The following is a 15,000-nucleotide window of genomic DNA, read 5'->3' as shown; positions in this document are numbered from 1 at the left end:
GATGTTCCTTTGGGGTGTGAAGTTGACGGTCCGCAAGCTGGAAGCCAGCCTGGGTGTGCGGCTGTGCGGCAACCTCTACCGCTGGGAATACACGCAGAACGGGCGCGAGTTCGAGGTGGAAGTGCAAGGGCCGCTCATCTCCAACGATGGAGGCACCTTGGTCGCCGCACGGCGCCCACGTTGAAGCTGGCGGTGAATGCCGACTCGCTGTCGACCTGGTTCATGGACGCGATGACGGCCTTTACCGCAGGTGGCAACGAGCTGCTGGACATTCGCATCGACGATCAGGAGCACACCGCCCAGCGGCTGCGCGAAGGCGAAGTGATCGCCGCCGTCACGGCCAGCGCGGGCAGCATCGCGGGCTGCAACATCTGGCCGCTGGGCGCCATGCACTACGTGGCGGTCGGCAGCCCGGAGTTCGTCGCGCGCTATTTTCGTGATGGCGTCACGCCCGAGACCGCAGCGCTCGCTCCCATGATGGTCTATGGCCGAAACGACCGGCTGCAGGACCAATGGCTGCAGCGCCAGGGCCTCGCCTCGCGCCGGCACCCGCCCCGGCATTTCATGCCTTCCAACCAGGGTTTCTTGCGCAGTTGCGAGGTCGGCATGGGTTGGGGAATGCACCCCACCGTGCTCATCAAGCGGCAGCTGGCCGACGGCACGCTGGTGGAACTGTGCCCCGGCGCGGCGCTGGACGTGCCGCTGTACTGGGCGCTTCCGCGGTCGGCGCAGGCCGGGCTTGCGCGGTTGACGCGTTGCGTGATGGATGCGGCCACCGCGTGGCTGAGAGATGGAGCGGCTCCGCCCCTCGACGCGTTGCACGAAGGCGCCTGAGCGGGCCTCGGGCAGCGTCCGGCCCGCTCAACTGCGGCGAGCGGGCTGATGATTGCCAGCGCGCAGCGGCTCCAGCAGGGCCGACAGGCCGTTGTGATCGATCTCGTGCATCAGCGCCAGGAGCCGGCCCAGATCGCCGCGCGGAAAGCCTTCGCGGGCGAACCAGTTCAGGTAATTGCCGGGCAGGTCCGCGATGGCATGGCCTTTGTATTTGCCATACGGCATCTGTACCGTCAGAAGGCGCTGCAGCTGCTCCACGTCCATGGCCGGGTTCATGCCCATCAGCCCCCTGCCCGCTTGACGGTGTGGCCCCGCTGGCGAAGCGCTTCCATCACGCGGTCCACGTGGTCGCCCTGCACCTCGATCACGCCGTCCTTCACCGTGCCGCCGCTGCCGCACGCTGCCTTGAGCTGCTTGCCCAGTAGCGCGAGCGCGGCCTCGTCGAGCGCCATGCCTTTGACCAGCGTCACCGCCTTGCCGCCCCGGCCTTTCGTCTCCCGCGAAACGCGCACGATGCCGTCGCCGGCCGGCGCCGGGCGGGCCGATCGGCACTCGCACTGCGCGGCGGGTTTGCGGCAGCCCGGGCACATGCGCCCCGCATCGGTCGAGTAGACGAGCCCGCCCAGGTCGCTCAAGCGCATGGCAGCCCCCCGGAAACGGCAACCGCCGCGAGCTGGAAGGTGAAAGTGGGCGTTGGAGCAATCGAAATCATGGCGTCTGGCGATGAATGGTCAGCAGGCTCGCCAGGCCAACGGCGTCTGCCTGGCGCAGCAATCACGAGGCTGCAAAAACCGCGAATTATCCGCGTGCCGGCCTGGGGCGGCACAATCGCGGGTTGCTCTCTTACGCGCTCCCATGCGCGCCTGCCATGCCTTTTGCCTCTCTCGGCCTCTCGCCCGCCCTTGCCCACGCTGCCGACGCGATGGGATTCACCACGCCCACGGCGGTCCAGGCCGAGGCCATTCCGGCCGTGCTGAGCGGTGCCGACGTGCGGGCCTGCGCGCAGACGGGCTCGGGCAAGACGGCCGCCTTCGCCCTGCCGCTGCTGCAGCAGTGCCTGCCGCATGCCATGGCCCAGCCCGGCCGGGATGCACGCCGCGTTCGCGCACTGGTGCTGGTGCCCACCCGCGAGCTGGCGGAACAGGTCGGCGAAGTCATGCGCGACCTGGCGCGACACCTGCTGCCCCAGCGTCTGGCGGTCGCGGTGGTGTTCGGCGGCGTATCGATCAATCCGCAGATGATGGGCCTGCGCAGCGGGGCCGACATCGTCGTGGCCACGCCGGGCCGGCTGCTGGACCTGGTGGACCACAACGCACTGGCGCTGTCCGCCGTGCAGACCCTGGTGCTCGACGAGGCCGACCGCCTGCTCGACCTGGGCTTTGCCGACGAACTGAACCGCGTGCTGGCGCTGCTGCCCGGCCAGCGGCAAAACCTGCTTTTTTCGGCCACCTTCGCGCCGGCCGTGGCGGCGCTGGCCGACGGGTTGCTGCGCGAACCCGTGCGCATCGAAGTGGCCCACACACCCGAGACCACGCCCGACATCGCGCAACGGGCCATCGCGGTGGACCCGGGCCGGCGCACGCAGTTGCTGCGGCATTTGGTTAAGACCCATGAGTGGTCGCGGGTGCTGGTGTTCGTAGCCACGCAGTACGCGGCCGAGCATGTCGCCGAAAAGCTCTACCAAGCCGGCATCTTCGCCTCGCCCTTCCACGGCGGGTTGAGCCAGGGAGCGCGCAAGCAGGTGCTGCAGGAGTTCAAGGACGATCGCTGGCAGGTGGTGGTGACGACCGACCTGGCTTCACGCGGAATCGACATCGCGCAGTTGCCCGTGGTGGTCAATTTCGACCTGCCCCGCTCCGTCACCGACTATGTGCACCGCATCGGCCGCACCGGCCGCGCGGGCGAAGCCGGCACGGCCGTGAGCTTCGTGAGCGGCAGCACCGAAGCGCATTGGCGGCTGATCGAAAAGCGCCAGCGCCTGAATCTGCCGCTTGAGCTGATTCCAGGGTTCGAACCCACCGAAACCGCACCCGAGGCCCCTTCGGGCAATGGCGGCATCAAGGGCAAGCGCCCCAGTAAAAAAGACAAATTGCGGGCGGCGGCCGCGGCCCGGCAAGGCGACGACGGCGCCACCGACAACGACGGCAACGACAGCGGCGACGGCGGTACGGACGACTGACGCAGCCCCCGCTTCCGCCCCCCAGGTCAGCTGCGGGTGCGGGGGTACAGCGGGTAGGCCGGATCGGTGAAGCCCGGCGTGGACGGGTGGCCCGGCGCGACCAGTTCGTCGATCAGTGCTTCGTCCTCAACAGTGATGGCCACGCCGAGCGCGGGCGCGTAGTCCTGCCACTGCGCGAGCGTGCGCGGGCCGGCGATGACCGAGCTCACCGCGCGGTGTGCCAGCACCCAGGCCGTGGCGAACTGCGCCAGCGTCACGCCGCGCTCCTCGGCATGGCCTTTCAACCGCTGTGCGATCTGCAGCGATTCTTCCCGGAACTCGGTCTCGGCCATGCGCTTGTCACCGCGCGCGGCACGCGTGCCCTCGGCCGGCGGCTGGCCCGGCAGATACTTGCCGGTGAGCACGCCGCGCGCCACCGGGCTATAGGGCACGACGCCGACCCCATGGTGCTCGCAGGCCGGCAGGATTTCCACCTCGGGCATTCGGTTGAGCAAGTTGTAGTACGGCTGGCACACCACCGGCCCGGGCATGCCGATGCGCGCCGCCAGGTGCACCAGTTCGGTGATGCGCCAGGCGCGGAAGTTGGACACGCCCCAGTAGCGGATCTTGCCGGCACGCAGCAGCGCGTCGATGGCGAAGAGCGGCTCTTGCAGGTCCATGCCGTTTTCGTCGCGGTGCAGGTAAAGAATGTCCACGTGGTCGGTCTGCAGGCGGGCCAGGCTGGCATCCACCTCGCGCAGCATCCAGGTGCGCGAATACTGCGCCTCGTTCACGCGGTCGGACATCTTGTTGCCCAGCTTGGTCGCCAGCACCCAGTCGTGGCGCTGGCCCTTGAGCAGTTCGCCCAGCATGGTTTCCGAAGCGCCGCGCGTGTACACGTCGGCCGTGTCGATGAAGTTCACGCCGCGCTCGCGCGCATCGGCCACGATGAAAGCCGCCTCGTCGCGCCCGGTCTGGTCGCCGAACATCATGGTGCCCAGGCAAAGGGCGGAGACTTTCAGGTTGCTGCGGCCAAGGCGGCGGTATTGCATGGCAAAAACCTTTCGATGAGAAAAAAGGGAACGAAAGCGAAAAAACGGCAGAGCGCCGTCGCCCGGTCAGTAGTGCGGTGGCAGTTCGTCGCGCAGGTTGCGCACGCCCGCGCCGCCGCCCTCGGGGATCTGCTGGCGCAATTGCAGCACTTCGGCCATCAGCCGGTCGATCTGCTGCTGTTGCCGATAGATGGTGAGGTTGAGCTGGTCCAGCATGTCTTCGGTGTAGCTGGCCTTGATCTCCAGCTCGTTCAGGCGGTTTTCGGTGGAATGGGTGTCTGGCATCCCGCTATTGAAACCGATCGCCCCGGCCCCGCGCGCAAGCCCGGGCAAAAAGAAAGGGCGCCGAAGCGCCCCTGGTGTCTTTGGCCCATGGTGGCGGCCGGCCTGGCGCTCAGGCGCGCACCGCCTGCCCCAGGCGCGCCACGCCCTCGCGGATCTTGTCCACATCGGCCGTGGCGAACGACAGGCGCAGTGTGGCGTGGTCGGGGTGCGCGCAGAAAAACGGCGTGCCCGGCACGAAGGCCACGCCCTGCTCGATGGCTTTTTTGGCCAGCACATTGCCGTCCGCCACCTGCCCCCGCGCGCCGGTGAGGCGGGCCCAGACGAAAAGGCCGCCCTGCGGCTGCACGAACTCGATGGCGTCGCCCAGTTCCTTGCGCAGCGCATCGCCCATGGCCTGCGCGCGCTCGGCATACACCGCACGCACCTTGGCCAGCGTGGCGGGCATGCGGCCGGCCTTGAGGTACTGGGCGGCCGTGGCCTGCGCGAACGTGCTGGTGTGCGCATCGCTGAACTGCTTGCACATGGTGGCCTTGGCCAGCAGCTCGGCCGGGGCGATGAGCCAGCCCACGCGCAGGCCGGGGCTCAGCACCTTGCTCAGGGAGCCGCAGTGCACCAGCAGATCGCGGCTGCCGGGCACCTGGGCCGACAGTGCCAGCAGGCTGGGAGGCGGTGCCTCGCCGAAGTACAGGTCGCCGTAGGGGTCGTCCTCGACGATGAGCGTCTGGTAGCGGGCGGCCATCTCCAGCACCTTCTTGCGGCGCTCCAGGTTCAGCAGCGCACCGCTGGGGTTGCCGAAGGTGGGAATGAGGTAGACGAACTTGGGGTGATGCTCGGCAATGAGCTTTTCGAGCGCGTCGGTCTGCACGCCCTCGCCATCGACCGGCGCGCTGATGAGTTCGGCGCCATAGAGGCGAAAGCACTGGATGGTGGCCAGGAAGGTGGGGCCTTCGACGATCACCTTGTCACCGGGGCTGATGAGCGTCTTGCCCAGCAAGTCCAGCGCCTGCTGGCTGCCGGTGGTCACGATGAGGTTGTCGGCAGCCACGGCCTGGGCGCCCTTGGAGCCCATGAAGGCCGCCAGCTGCTCGCGCAAGGGGTTGTAGCCCTCGGTGGCGCCGTACTGCAGCGCCGCGCCCGGCTCTTCGGCCAGGGCCTGGTTGGATGCCTCGCGGATGCCGTCCACATCGAACATGGCGCTGTCCGGAAACCCCCCGGCAAAGCTGATGATGCCGGGCTTGCCCAGCAGCTTGAAAAGCTCGCGGATGGCGGAGGTCTCTACGTTGTTCAGTCGGTCGGCGAATTGCAAGGGCATGGTCGGGTCTCACTTTCTGGGTGCGATTGTCGCCAAATCCGCACGCTGTTTTCCTGCGTGTGGCGGGTCAGGCCCGGCCGGCTCAGCCGGGGGCCTGCCGCTGCGCCAAAGCTATGCGCTCGGCGATGTGCCCGGCGATACCCCCAGTTGCTGCCAGAGGTAGGCGAATTCCAGCGCCAGCAGGTGCGCGCGCTGCGCGTTGTCGGCCGCGCCGCCGTGGCCGCCTTCGGTGTTTTCGTAATACAGCAGGTCGTGCCCCTGCGCCAGCATGCGCGCGGCCATCTTGCGTGCATGGCCGGGGTGCACCCGGTCGTCGCGCGTCGATGTGGTGAAGAGCACGCGCGGGTAGCGCGCGTCGGGGCGCACCCGGTGGTAGGGGCTGTACTGCGCCAGAAAGGCCCAGTCGGCCGGATCGTCGGGATCGCCGTACTCGGCCATCCAGGAGGCCCCGGCCAGCAGCATGTGATAGCGGCGCATGTCCAGCAGCGGCACCTGGCACACCACCGCGTTGAAGAGATCGGGCCGCTGCACCATGACCGCGCCGACCAGCAGCCCGCCGTTGCTGCCGCCCTGGATGCCCAGGTGGCGGGGCTGCGTCACGCCGCGCGCGATCAGGTCTTGCGCGACCGCGATCAGGTCGTCGTAGCTGCGCTGCTTGTGCTCGCGCACCGCGGCCTGGTGCCATGCGGGGCCGAACTCTCCGCCGCCGCGCAGGTTGGCCACCACGAACACGCCGCCCTTCTCGCACCACGCGCGGCCGTAGTCGGCGGCGTACCAGGGCGTGAGAGCCTGCTCGAAGCCCCCGTAGCCATACACCAGCGTGGGGTTGCGGCCATCGGCCTGCGCACCGCGCGGCCAGAGCACGAAGTACGGCACGCGCGTGCCGTCGGCCGAGGTGGCGAAGCACTGCTCGGTGCGCATGCCCTGGGCGTCGAAGCGCGCCGCACCGGCCTTGAGCCATTCGCGCTCATCCTGGGCGGTGCTGGCCAGGAACAGTGAGCCCGGCGTGATGAAGTCGGTGTACGACAGCAGGTAGTGCTCGGCCAGCGGATCGTCGGCCAGCAGCGGGTCGTACAGCGACGTCACGCCCAGTTGGCCGGGGAACGGCGTATCCACCGTGCGGCCCGTGAAGGGGCCGGTGTCTGCGCCCGTGCGGTGCCACAGCTCCAGCCGCTCGGCCACGTTGTCCATCACCTGCAGCAGCACGTGATCGCGCGTGGTGTCGTAGCCGGCCAGCGACCGCGCGTCGGTGGGCGTGAACAGCGCCGCGGCAACGCGCTCGCCGCGCAGCCATGCCGCGGCGTCGGCATGCAGCAGCGAGCCGGCGACGAAGCGCTGTTCGCCCAGCACCAGGTCGCTGCGCAGCTGCAGCAGCAGCGTGCCGCGCAGGAAGTCGGGAATGGCATCGTCCGGCACATCGAGCCGCACGGGTGCCGGGGGCGCAGCCACGGGGCCTTCGGCCAGCCAGACCTCGTGGCGGTAGAAGTCGATCATGCGGGTGAACACGGTGCGTTCGAAGCCGGGCGTGGTGTCCACGCCGACCCCTACGCCCACGTCCGAAACCTCGCCCTCGAACACGGTCACCGCATCGGCCAGCGGCGTGCCCCGCCGCCAGCGCTTGACGATGCGCGGATAGCCCGATTCGGTCATCGAGCCCTCGCCGAAATCGGTGCTCACGTACACCGTATCCGCATCGATCCAGCCCAGGTCCGACTTGGCCTCGGGCAAGTGAAAGCCGCCTTCGACGAACTGCCGCGTCGTCAGATCGAATTCGCGGATCACCGTGGCGTCGGCCCCGCCGCGCGAGAGCGACACCAGCGCGTGGCGGTATGCCGGCCCCAGCACTTCGGCGCCGCCCCAGACCCAGTTCTCTCCCTCGGCCTCGGCCAGCGCATCCAGGTCGAGCACGGTCTCCCAGGCGGGCTCGCGCTGTCGGTATTCGGCCAGCGTGGTGCGCCGCCACAGGCCGCGCCGGTGGTGGCCGTCCTGCCACAGGTTGTAGAGCCACTGCGCGCGGCGCACCACGCTCGGAATGCGGTCCTGCGCATCGAGAATGCCCAGCAGCTGCTCGCGCGTGGGGGCGTATTCGGGCCGGGCCGTCAGCACCGCTTCGGAATGGGCATTGCGCTCGCGCACCCAGGCCAGGGCCCGGTCGCTGTCCACCGCTTCCAGCCACAGGTAGGGGTCTTCGTCCTGCACGGGATCGTCAACGGGGAGTTCTGCGGGCTGCGTGGGTTCGGGCATGGATTCCTTCGGGGCGGTGCGTTGCGGGCCGGCGATGCCGGGGCCCGCTGATTCTCCCCGCACCCGGTTGGGCCCATGCCGGGTCAGGGATTTTGGTTCACTCCAGCGGGCGTTCCGTGGCGCGGGGAGACGCACGAGCGCGGTCGAGCCACCACACCAGGTACCCCGCCGCGCCCAGCGGCAGAAAGATGACGAGCCAGGCCAGCAGAACCTGGAGTGCGACGCCGTTCATGGCCGGCCGGTCAGTGCATCCAATGGGAGGGCCTGGCGATGCGGCCGAACTCCGCGCGCGGCATGCTGGCGGTCAGCAGGCGCAGGCAGGTGGCCAGCTCGCCGCGGCGCACGTGCAGGGACACGCGAATGCAATGCCGCGCCGCCTGCACATCCACGGCATAGCCTTGCAGCCGTGTGCCCAGGATGCGGTGCAGTGATCGGCGAGCCTCCAGCACGTCGGTATGGAACACGCGCAGCGGCAACGCCACGATGTCGCTGTCGGCCGGCGGCCGCGGAGCGAAGGCCACGCGGTGCAGGCCTGGGAATGGGGTGGAGGGCGGCATGGAACGGCTCGGCGCCACGGGGCGTTTCGCGGATCGGCGAAGGGTGGCGGGCAGCGGGTGGAACATGCGCCGCAGTCTAGGAGCCGCGGCGTAAAAACATCGTAAAAATTGCGCCGGTGCGGGTCGAATCCCCATCAAAAGCTAACTGCCGCGGCGCCTCGCGGCCACGCACGACAGCGCGGCCGGCTGCGGGACAATGCGGGCTTGCCTGCGCCTGCCCGCCCCTCCCGACGAAAAGACCCCCATGAAGACTGCGCTGATCGAACCCTTCTTCGCCACGCTGAAGGCCGCCAACCCGATGCCCAACACCGAGCTGGAATACACCACCGTGTTCGAGTTGCTGGCCGCCGTGCTGCTGTCGGCCCAGGCGACCGACGTGGGGGTGAACAAGGCCACGCGCAAGCTGTTTCCGGTGGCGGGCACGCCGCAAGCCATTCTCGACCTGGGACTGGAGGGGCTGGAGGGCTACATCAAGACCATCGGCCTTTACCGCAGCAAGGCCCGGCACCTGATGGCGACCTGCCGCATCCTGGTCGAGCAGCACGGCGGCGTGGTGCCCCGCACGCGCGAGGCGCTGGAGGCCCTGCCCGGCGTGGGCCGCAAGACCGCCAACGTGGTGCTGAACGTGGCCTTCGGCCAGCCCACCATGGCGGTGGACACGCACATCTTTCGGGTCAGCAACCGCACGGGACTCGCGCCGGGCAAGAACCCGCTGGCGGTGGAACTGCAACTCATGAAGCGCGTGCCCCCGGCGTACGCGGTGGATTCGCACCACTGGCTGATCCTGCTGGGCCGCTATGTGTGCCAGGCCCGCAAGCCGCGCTGCTGGGAATGCGTGGTGACGCAGTACTGCGACTACCAGCCGAAGACGCCTGCGCCCTGGCAAGAAGGCTCTGCATCAAAAGTGCCTCCACCGCAATAAGTACTAGGGGATGTTGCTATTAAATCAATAGCACGATAGCCATCACCTCACCCTGGTGGAAAGGCCGCACCGCCTGGCTCGAACCGTCCTGCGCGCCAGTAACGACCGGCGCCTCGGCAAGGTTCACACTCAGGCGCGCAGTTCGCGCAGCAGCTTGCCCACGTCCAGGCCCCTGGCCTTCTCCTGGATCTGCGGGGTGTAGCGCTGCTGCAGGTTGCGGGCCTCTTCCGCCGTGCGCGAGAACGACGCCTTGAGCGCGTCCTTGCCCAGCGTGCGGCCCCCGGCGTAGTAGCGCTGCGCCACCTTGCCCAGCGCGTACGTCGTGGCGAACGAAAACGCCGAGCCGGTGGCGGCGCTGCCCACCGCGCGGCCCATGCCGCCCATCATTTTGCCCAGCAGGCCGCCGACCAGCTTGCGGCCGAACTGCTCCACGTACTGCGAGGTCAGCCCCACGCCCACCGTGGCGAGAAAGTCGGTGATGTGGCCCTTGTCCAGCTCATAGCCGTACAGCTTGCCGATGCGGTACACCAGCCGCGTCTGCAGCGGAATGATGGCCATGGAGGCGAGCGACTGCGGCAGCAGTTCCAGCGCGCCGTTGAGGATGGCGGCGTTCATCACCATGGAGTCGATCTCGGCGGAATGGACATCGGTGGCCGGTGCCGGCGTGCCGGCGGGCACCGGTGCCAGCACGCCCCCGGGGGCGGCAACCGCCGCGGCCCCTGCGGCCACCGCGGCGGCGGCACCCGCCCCGGCCGTGGTGAAGGAGGAAGGCTCTGCCCAGTCCGTCGGCGCGGCCTGTGATGCAGCCTGTGACGCAATGGGCGCATCGCGCAACGGGGCGGCAGCCAGCGCGTCGGCATCGCGCAACGGGGCGGCAGCCAGCGCGTCGGCATCGCGCACCACGGCGGCGGCCTCGTCGGGCGCCATCTGCAGGGCGGTGGCCAGGCGCTGCAGGAACGCCTTTTCCTGCGCGTTGCACACGCCGTCGGCATCGCACACGCCCACGGCCATTTCATAGGCGAGCTGGCGCAGGGACGGGGTATCGAGCGCCTGCGCGGCGTCTTCGATGCGCACGCGCTTCAGCAGGACGTCCTGGTAGAGCTTCATCAGGTCCAGGCCGGTGCCCGCACTGAGCGACTCCGCCATCTCGCGCAGATGCTCGCGCTCGCGCTCGTCCTTGTGTTCGTCGGCAAAGGCGGCCATCAGGCTGATGGCCATGACGGCGCGGGTGTGTTCTGGCTGCATGGATCGGGTTTCCTTGGGTCGGCAAAAAACGTGAATACGAGGGGGGAGACGGACAGGACCGGCGCTGGGCCCGGCAGGTGACGGGCTCGCTGCCGATCCGGTTCCCGCTGCGCTGTGTGCTTGGGTTTTGCAGAGGAAAAGGGTGCGCAGCCACTTTGGCAGCCGCGCCGACTCCGCACCGCATTTCGGTGCGAACGGCCGGTTTTCAAGGCCGGCGGCCAGCGATGCCGGATTTTGCTGACAGCGGCACTTCGTCGCCCGCACGACAATGCGGCCTGCCACAACAACACCCTGCCGCACGCGCCCGCATGCGGCCCAGAAAGGCTCGTCTTCCATGACCGCACCCGCCACACCCACGGCCGAGGCCGACGCACCGGCGCCACGCGCCTATACCGCCGAAGAGAAACGCCACCGCGTCTTCTCGATCATGGCGGCCTCCTCGGGCAACCTCGTCGAATGGTTCGACTTCTACGTGTATGCCTTCTCGGCGCTCTACTTCGCGCCGGCGTTCTTCCCCAAATCCGATCCCACCGCCCAGTTGCTGAACACCGCCGGCGTGTTCGCCGCGGGCTTTCTCATGCGGCCCATCGGTGGCTGGCTGTTCGGGCGCATCGCCGACAAGTACGGGCGCAAGACCTCGATGCTGATTTCGGTCACCATGATGTGCGCGGGCTCCCTGGTCATCGCCGGCCTGCCCACCTATGCCGCCATCGGCGCGTGGGCGCCCTTCCTGCTGCTGATGTGCCGCCTGTTCCAGGGGCTGTCGGTGGGCGGCGAATACGGCACCACCGCCACCTACATGAGCGAGGTGGCGCTGCGCGGGCAGCGCGGCTTCTTCTCCTCGTTCCAATACGTGACGCTGATCGGCGGGCAACTGCTGGCCGTGCTGGTCATCGTGGTCCTGGAGACGCTGTTGAGCGAGGCCGAGCTCAGAGCCTGGGGCTGGCGCATTCCCTTCGTGATCGGCGCCATCTCGGCCGTGGTCGCGCTGCTGCTGCGCCGCACCCTGCACGAGACGCAGACCGACGCCGCCAGGCAGAACAAGGAGGCCGGCACCATGGGCGGGCTGTTCCGCCACCACAAGGCGGCCTTCTTCACCGTGCTGGGCTACACGGCCGGCGGCTCGCTGATCTTCTACACCTTCACCACCTACATGCAGAAGTACCTGGTGAACACCGTGGGCCTGCCGATCAAGACCACCAGCTACGTGATGACGTGCGCGCTGTTCGTGTACATGTGCATGCAGCCGCTGTTCGGGGCGCTGTCGGACCGCATCGGCCGGCGCAACAACATGCTGCTGTTCGGCGCTTTGGGCGCCCTGGCCACCGTGCCCATCCTCACGGCCCTGCAGCACACGACCAGCCCCTACGTCGCCTTCGTGCTGATCGCGCTGGCCCTGGCCATCGTGAGCTTCTACACCTCCATCAGCGGCATCGTGAAGGCCGAGATGTTCCCGCCCGAAGTGCGCGCGCTGGGCGTGGGCCTGGCCTACGCCGTGGCCAACGCGATCTTCGGCGGCTCGGCCGAATACGTGGCGCTGGGGCTCAAGTCCATTGGCCATGAGACGGCGTTCTTCTGGTACGTGACGGGAATGATGGTGCTGGCGTTCGTGGTCAGCCTGCGCCTGCCGCGCCAGGCGAGCTACCTGCACCACGACCATTGAGAGCGACGGGGCCGGCGCGCAAGCGCGTCGCCCAGCGCCCTCTGCCGCCGAGCGCCCGAGCCGCCGAATTCAAACTTTTAAGGTCCCCGCCAGCCGGCTCGCCCTGGCGGCGCCGCTCGTGCTGAACCCGCCCACCTATGCCTGGTTCGGCGGGGTCAACACGGCCATCGGCGGCGCCAGCCCCAGCGCAGCCAGCTCGGGCGACACCCGTTCCCAGGCCACGTCGCACCGGGGCTGCGCGCGCTCGCTCGGCAATGCGGGCGTGCGCAGCGCCCATTGCGCGCCCGCCACCACGCTGTCGATCACCGGCACGCCCACCTCGGGCTGAACGGCGCCCGCCATTCCGGCCAGGCCTGCGCCGCCCAGGATGACGGCCTGCACGCCCATCTGCCGCACCACGTCGCGGCAGGCGTGGGCGAGCAGCGCCCGCGCCGCAGGGGGGTCCGCCGCCAGTTGCGCGCCAGTGGGCGCCACGGTGTGAATGCCCGCCAGCATGGGCGCATGCCCCAGCGCCTGGGCAAGGCGTTGCAGCATCGGCCCCCAGCGCTCGCCACCCGTGACGATGCCGAAACGGCCATGCCGCGCTGCGGTGATGAACGACGCCTCGGCCAGGCCGGTCACCGGCACGGGGCTGCTCTCGCGCAGCGCCATCAGGCCCGGATCGCCGAAGCAGCCGACCAGCACCGCATCGGGCGCGCTGCCACCGTCCGCCAGCGCCGCGGCCCAGGCATCCAGCGCCGCGTGCGAGGCCACCGCATAGCTGGCCTCGCACGCGATGTAGGGGGCGCCGAACCGCGCCGTGGCCGTGCGCACCTGCACGTGCGAGCCGGCAGCCGCCTGCACGTGGCGCTGCAGCAGCGCGCTCACGCTGGCCGAGGTGTTGGGGTTGATGACGAGCAACTGGCGCATGCGGTTCTTTTCGGTGTCGGCCATGCCGGGGCCGGTCGTGCCGGTGTCAGGCCGCGCGGCCCAGGCCGAGCAGTTGCACCAGATCGGGCGCCTCGTTTTGGGGCGGAGTGAATTCGAGTTGCGATTCGATGCGGGCCAGGTGGTCCAGCATGCGGCGCGCGGCCTCGCCCGCATCGCGCAGGCGGATCGCGTCGATCAGCGCACGGTGCTCGCGGCAGCCGCAGGCCGTGGCCTCTTCGCGGGCCTGCGCATGGCTGGGGCTGTAGGTCATGAGGATGAGCGAGGTGCGCGACACCAGCTCGCGCAGGATGCGCCCCAGCGTCTGGTGGCCGGCCGCCTGCGCGATGTGCAGGTGAAAGTCCCCCGAAAGCCGGATCGCCCGGCGCATGTCGCCCGCCCGGCGCGCGGCCTCTTCGTCGGCCACGCTCTGCACCAGCCAGGCCACGTCCTGCGCGGTGGCGGTTTCCACGAACAGCGACACCAGGCGCGGTTCGATCAGGCGCCGGGCTTCGAACACTTCGCGTGCCTCCTGCACCGTGGGCTGCGCGATGGAGGCGCCGCGGCGCGGCGTGAGGGTGACCACCTGCTCGCCCGCCAGCCGCACCAGCACCGGCCGCACGCGGGTGCGCGAGACGCCGAAGGCCGTGGCCAGCTTGTCCTCCACCAGCTTGGTGCCGGGCGGCAGCCGGTGGTCCAGGATGGCCGACACCATGCGCTCGTACATGTCGTTGTCGGTCAGCAGGCCATCGTCGGCATGGGCCGCAGGCACCACGGCGGCATGGGGCGCTGGCAGCACGGCGCCGGGCTGACGGGCCGCACGCCTGGACGGCGCAGGGGCCTTCATTCGCCCGCCCTCGCCCGCCGCCCGCGCCCGAGCAGCCACACCAGCGCCAGCGTGAGCCCCATCACCACGAACGACACCACCGTGGTCAGCGTGCCCAGCGCGTAGATCGACGGCGTGGTCACCGTCGATGTCAGGCCCTGCAGTTCCAGCGGCAGCGTGTTCACGTCGCCGATGGCCTGCGAGGTGCGGGCGATTTCGTCCCAGCTCAGCGTGAAGCCGAACATGCCGATGCCCACCACCGACGGCGCCACCAGCGGCAGCACCACGTGCGCGAAGCCCTGCCAGGGCGTGGCGCCCAGGTCCCGCGCGGCCTCTTCATACGCCGGGTTGAAGCGGTTGAATACCGCGAACATGATGAGCAGGCCGAACGGCAGCGTCCACGTGAGGTGCGCGCCGAGCGCCGAGGTGAACAGGCCCAGCGAGGTGCCGAAGCCCTCCAGCGTCTCCTGCAAGCCCAGCCAGCCCAGCACCGCCTTGATGGCCGAATCGATCAGGCGGAACTCCAGCCCGATGCCCAGCGACACGATGATGGACGGCATGATGAGGCTGGCCACCACCACGAAGAACAGCGTGTTGCCGCCCGCCAGCCGCTTGCGAAAGGCCAGGCCCGCCAGCACCGACAGCACCACGGTGCAGGCCATCACGGCCAGCCCCAGTCCCAGCGAGCGCCGCAGCGCCGCGCCGATGTCCACCACACCGAGCCCCTCGGCCAACTGGCGGAACCAGTGCAGCGACAGGCCGCGCATCGGAAAGGTCAGCCCGCCCCCGGGGCCCTGGAAGCTCAGCACGAAGATGACCAGCATGGGGCCGTACATGAACAGCACGAACAGAACGAACACGGTTGCCAGCAGCCAGAAGCTGAGCGGGCGCGGCTCGCGCAGGCGGGTTTTCATGGCAGGGCCCTCCATGCCGAGGCAGGGACGAAAGGGGAGATGCCCGCGCGGGGCACCGCGGAGCGGGGAATGCTTGCGTGAA

Annotated in this window: 16 protein-coding genes and 1 pseudogene; 5 read left to right on the top strand and 12 right to left on the bottom strand. The window is 69.3% G+C overall.

The features are described 5' to 3' along the window. Positions 1–22: 22 nt before the first annotated feature. Together AVHM3334_RS09525 and AVHM3334_RS09520 are read left to right on the top strand one after the other, a co-directional pair. The gene (locus tag AVHM3334_RS09525; RefSeq protein ID WP_284411819.1) at positions 23–184 is read left to right on the top strand and encodes a hypothetical protein; all 162 of its coding nucleotides are present in this window, start codon (positions 23–25) and stop codon (positions 182–184) included. Further along, positions 160–834, top strand: a pseudogene (locus AVHM3334_RS09520) (ArgP/LysG family DNA-binding transcriptional regulator); the annotation flags it as partial. The gene AVHM3334_RS09525 and the pseudogene AVHM3334_RS09520, both read left to right, overlap by 25 nt. Positions 835–861: 27 nt before the next feature. On the opposite strand, the gene AVHM3334_RS09515 reads toward AVHM3334_RS09520, so the two are convergent. Both AVHM3334_RS09515 and AVHM3334_RS09510 read right to left on the bottom strand, forming a co-directional pair. Further along, entirely contained in the window at positions 862–1,098 is a 237-nt protein-coding gene (locus AVHM3334_RS09515; RefSeq protein WP_284411811.1) for a DUF3820 family protein, read from the bottom strand. 17 nt (positions 1,099–1,115) lie between these two features. Then, positions 1,116–1,475 (bottom strand): translation initiation factor Sui1, encoded by a 360-nt coding sequence (locus tag AVHM3334_RS09510; RefSeq protein ID WP_284411711.1) that lies wholly within the window; start codon positions 1,473–1,475, stop codon positions 1,116–1,118. Positions 1,476–1,702: 227 nt separating this feature from the next. On the opposite strand from AVHM3334_RS09510, the gene AVHM3334_RS09505 reads away from it, so the two are divergent. Next, the gene (locus AVHM3334_RS09505; protein ID WP_284411709.1) at positions 1,703–3,013 is read left to right on the top strand and encodes a DEAD/DEAH box helicase; all 1,311 of its coding nucleotides are present in this window, start codon (positions 1,703–1,705) and stop codon (positions 3,011–3,013) included. Between the two features lie 26 nt (positions 3,014–3,039). Here AVHM3334_RS09505 and AVHM3334_RS09500 read toward each other — a convergent pair whose 3' ends face one another. The 6 genes from AVHM3334_RS09500 to AVHM3334_RS09475 all read right to left on the bottom strand — a co-directional run bounded on the left by AVHM3334_RS09500 (position 3,040) and on the right by AVHM3334_RS09475 (position 8,442). Then, positions 3,040–4,044 (bottom strand): aldo/keto reductase, encoded by a 1,005-nt coding sequence (locus AVHM3334_RS09500; RefSeq protein WP_284411708.1) that lies wholly within the window; start codon positions 4,042–4,044, stop codon positions 3,040–3,042. Between the two features lie 66 nt (positions 4,045–4,110). Continuing rightward, positions 4,111–4,329 carry a SlyX family protein gene (locus AVHM3334_RS09495; protein ID WP_284411705.1) on the bottom strand — a complete coding sequence of 73 codons (219 nt, stop codon included), beginning with the start codon at positions 4,327–4,329 and terminating at the stop codon, positions 4,111–4,113. Positions 4,330–4,438: 109 nt separating this feature from the next. Continuing rightward, positions 4,439–5,635: an aminotransferase-like domain-containing protein gene (locus AVHM3334_RS09490; protein ID WP_284411809.1), complete on the bottom strand. Its 1,197-nt coding sequence runs from the start codon at positions 5,633–5,635 to the stop codon at positions 4,439–4,441. A gap of 117 nt (positions 5,636–5,752) precedes the next feature. Further along, entirely contained in the window at positions 5,753–7,885 is a 2,133-nt protein-coding gene (locus AVHM3334_RS09485; protein ID WP_284411704.1) for a prolyl oligopeptidase family serine peptidase, read from the bottom strand. Positions 7,886–7,982: 97 nt separating this feature from the next. Next, a complete protein-coding gene (locus AVHM3334_RS09480; protein ID WP_284411702.1) occupies positions 7,983–8,117 on the bottom strand; it encodes a hypothetical protein in 135 nt (44 codons plus the stop codon). A gap of 10 nt (positions 8,118–8,127) precedes the next feature. Beyond that, a complete protein-coding gene (locus AVHM3334_RS09475) occupies positions 8,128–8,442 on the bottom strand; it encodes a hypothetical protein (RefSeq protein ID WP_284411700.1) in 315 nt (104 codons plus the stop codon). A gap of 244 nt (positions 8,443–8,686) precedes the next feature. Here AVHM3334_RS09475 and nth point away from each other — a divergent pair, with 244 nt between their 5' ends. After that, a complete protein-coding gene (gene nth / locus AVHM3334_RS09470; RefSeq protein WP_284411698.1) occupies positions 8,687–9,364 on the top strand; it encodes an endonuclease III in 678 nt (225 codons plus the stop codon). A 129-nt stretch (positions 9,365–9,493) separates the two neighbouring features. On the opposite strand, the gene AVHM3334_RS09465 is transcribed toward nth, so the two are convergent. Next, positions 9,494–10,945 (bottom strand): DUF533 domain-containing protein, encoded by a 1,452-nt coding sequence (locus AVHM3334_RS09465; RefSeq protein WP_284411696.1) that lies wholly within the window; start codon positions 10,943–10,945, stop codon positions 9,494–9,496. On the opposite strand from AVHM3334_RS09465, the gene AVHM3334_RS09460 reads away from it, so the two are divergent. Then, positions 10,944–12,272, top strand: a complete 1,329-nt coding sequence (locus AVHM3334_RS09460; RefSeq protein ID WP_284411694.1) for an MFS family transporter — start codon at positions 10,944–10,946, stop codon at positions 12,270–12,272. The genes AVHM3334_RS09465 and AVHM3334_RS09460 overlap by 2 nt on opposite strands. A gap of 135 nt (positions 12,273–12,407) precedes the next feature. Here AVHM3334_RS09460 and AVHM3334_RS09455 read toward each other — a convergent pair whose 3' ends face one another. Genes AVHM3334_RS09455 through AVHM3334_RS09445 form a run of 3 tightly spaced genes read right to left on the bottom strand, consistent with a single transcriptional unit; the run spans position 12,408 to position 14,918 of the window. Beyond that, the gene (locus tag AVHM3334_RS09455) at positions 12,408–13,181 is read right to left on the bottom strand and encodes an aspartate/glutamate racemase family protein (protein ID WP_284411807.1); all 774 of its coding nucleotides are present in this window, start codon (positions 13,179–13,181) and stop codon (positions 12,408–12,410) included. Between the two features lie 46 nt (positions 13,182–13,227). Next, positions 13,228–14,025 (bottom strand): GntR family transcriptional regulator, encoded by a 798-nt coding sequence (locus AVHM3334_RS09450; protein ID WP_502869887.1) that lies wholly within the window; start codon positions 14,023–14,025, stop codon positions 13,228–13,230. Beyond that, complete coding sequence (locus AVHM3334_RS09445; RefSeq protein WP_284411693.1) at positions 14,022–14,918, bottom strand: ABC transporter permease; 897 nt, start codon at positions 14,916–14,918, stop codon at positions 14,022–14,024. The genes AVHM3334_RS09450 and AVHM3334_RS09445 overlap by 4 nt, the downstream gene beginning before the upstream one ends. Positions 14,919–15,000: the final 82 nt, after the last annotated feature.

The organism is Acidovorax sp. SUPP3334, assembly GCF_030159055.1.
GTDB lineage: Bacteria > Pseudomonadota > Gammaproteobacteria > Burkholderiales > Burkholderiaceae_C > Paracidovorax.
Note: the sequence above shows the minus strand (reverse complement) of the source record. Positions and strands in the feature narration are given on the sequence as shown.

Bases quoted from the DNA above. Each gene is read 5' to 3' on its own strand.
- AVHM3334_RS09515 (WP_284411811.1), bottom strand. From the start codon at position 1,098: ATGGACGTGGAGCAGCTGCAGCGCCTTCTGACGGTACAGATGCCGTAT.
- AVHM3334_RS09510 (WP_284411711.1), bottom strand. From the start codon at position 1,475: ATGCGCTTGAGCGACCTGGGCGGGCTCGTCTACTCGACCGATGCGGGG.
- AVHM3334_RS09445 (WP_284411693.1), bottom strand. From the start codon at position 14,918: ATGAAAACCCGCCTGCGCGAGCCGCGCCCGCTCAGCTTCTGGCTGCTG.
- AVHM3334_RS09460 (WP_284411694.1), top strand. From the start codon at position 10,944: ATGACCGCACCCGCCACACCCACGGCCGAGGCCGACGCACCGGCGCCA.
- AVHM3334_RS09465 (WP_284411696.1), bottom strand. From the start codon at position 10,945: ATGGAAGACGAGCCTTTCTGGGCCGCATGCGGGCGCGTGCGGCAGGGT.
- nth (WP_284411698.1), top strand. From the start codon at position 8,687: ATGAAGACTGCGCTGATCGAACCCTTCTTCGCCACGCTGAAGGCCGCC.
- AVHM3334_RS09485 (WP_284411704.1), bottom strand. From the start codon at position 7,885: ATGCCCGAACCCACGCAGCCCGCAGAACTCCCCGTTGACGATCCCGTG.
- AVHM3334_RS09475 (WP_284411700.1), bottom strand. From the start codon at position 8,442: ATGCCGCCCTCCACCCCATTCCCAGGCCTGCACCGCGTGGCCTTCGCT.
- AVHM3334_RS09480 (WP_284411702.1), bottom strand. From the start codon at position 8,117: ATGAACGGCGTCGCACTCCAGGTTCTGCTGGCCTGGCTCGTCATCTTT.
- AVHM3334_RS09450 (WP_502869887.1), bottom strand. From the start codon at position 14,025: ATGAAGGCCCCTGCGCCGTCCAGGCGTGCGGCCCGTCAGCCCGGCGCC.
- AVHM3334_RS09505 (WP_284411709.1), top strand. From the start codon at position 1,703: ATGCCTTTTGCCTCTCTCGGCCTCTCGCCCGCCCTTGCCCACGCTGCC.
- AVHM3334_RS09500 (WP_284411708.1), bottom strand. From the start codon at position 4,044: ATGCAATACCGCCGCCTTGGCCGCAGCAACCTGAAAGTCTCCGCCCTT.
- AVHM3334_RS09455 (WP_284411807.1), bottom strand. From the start codon at position 13,181: ATGCGCCAGTTGCTCGTCATCAACCCCAACACCTCGGCCAGCGTGAGC.
- AVHM3334_RS09495 (WP_284411705.1), bottom strand. From the start codon at position 4,329: ATGCCAGACACCCATTCCACCGAAAACCGCCTGAACGAGCTGGAGATC.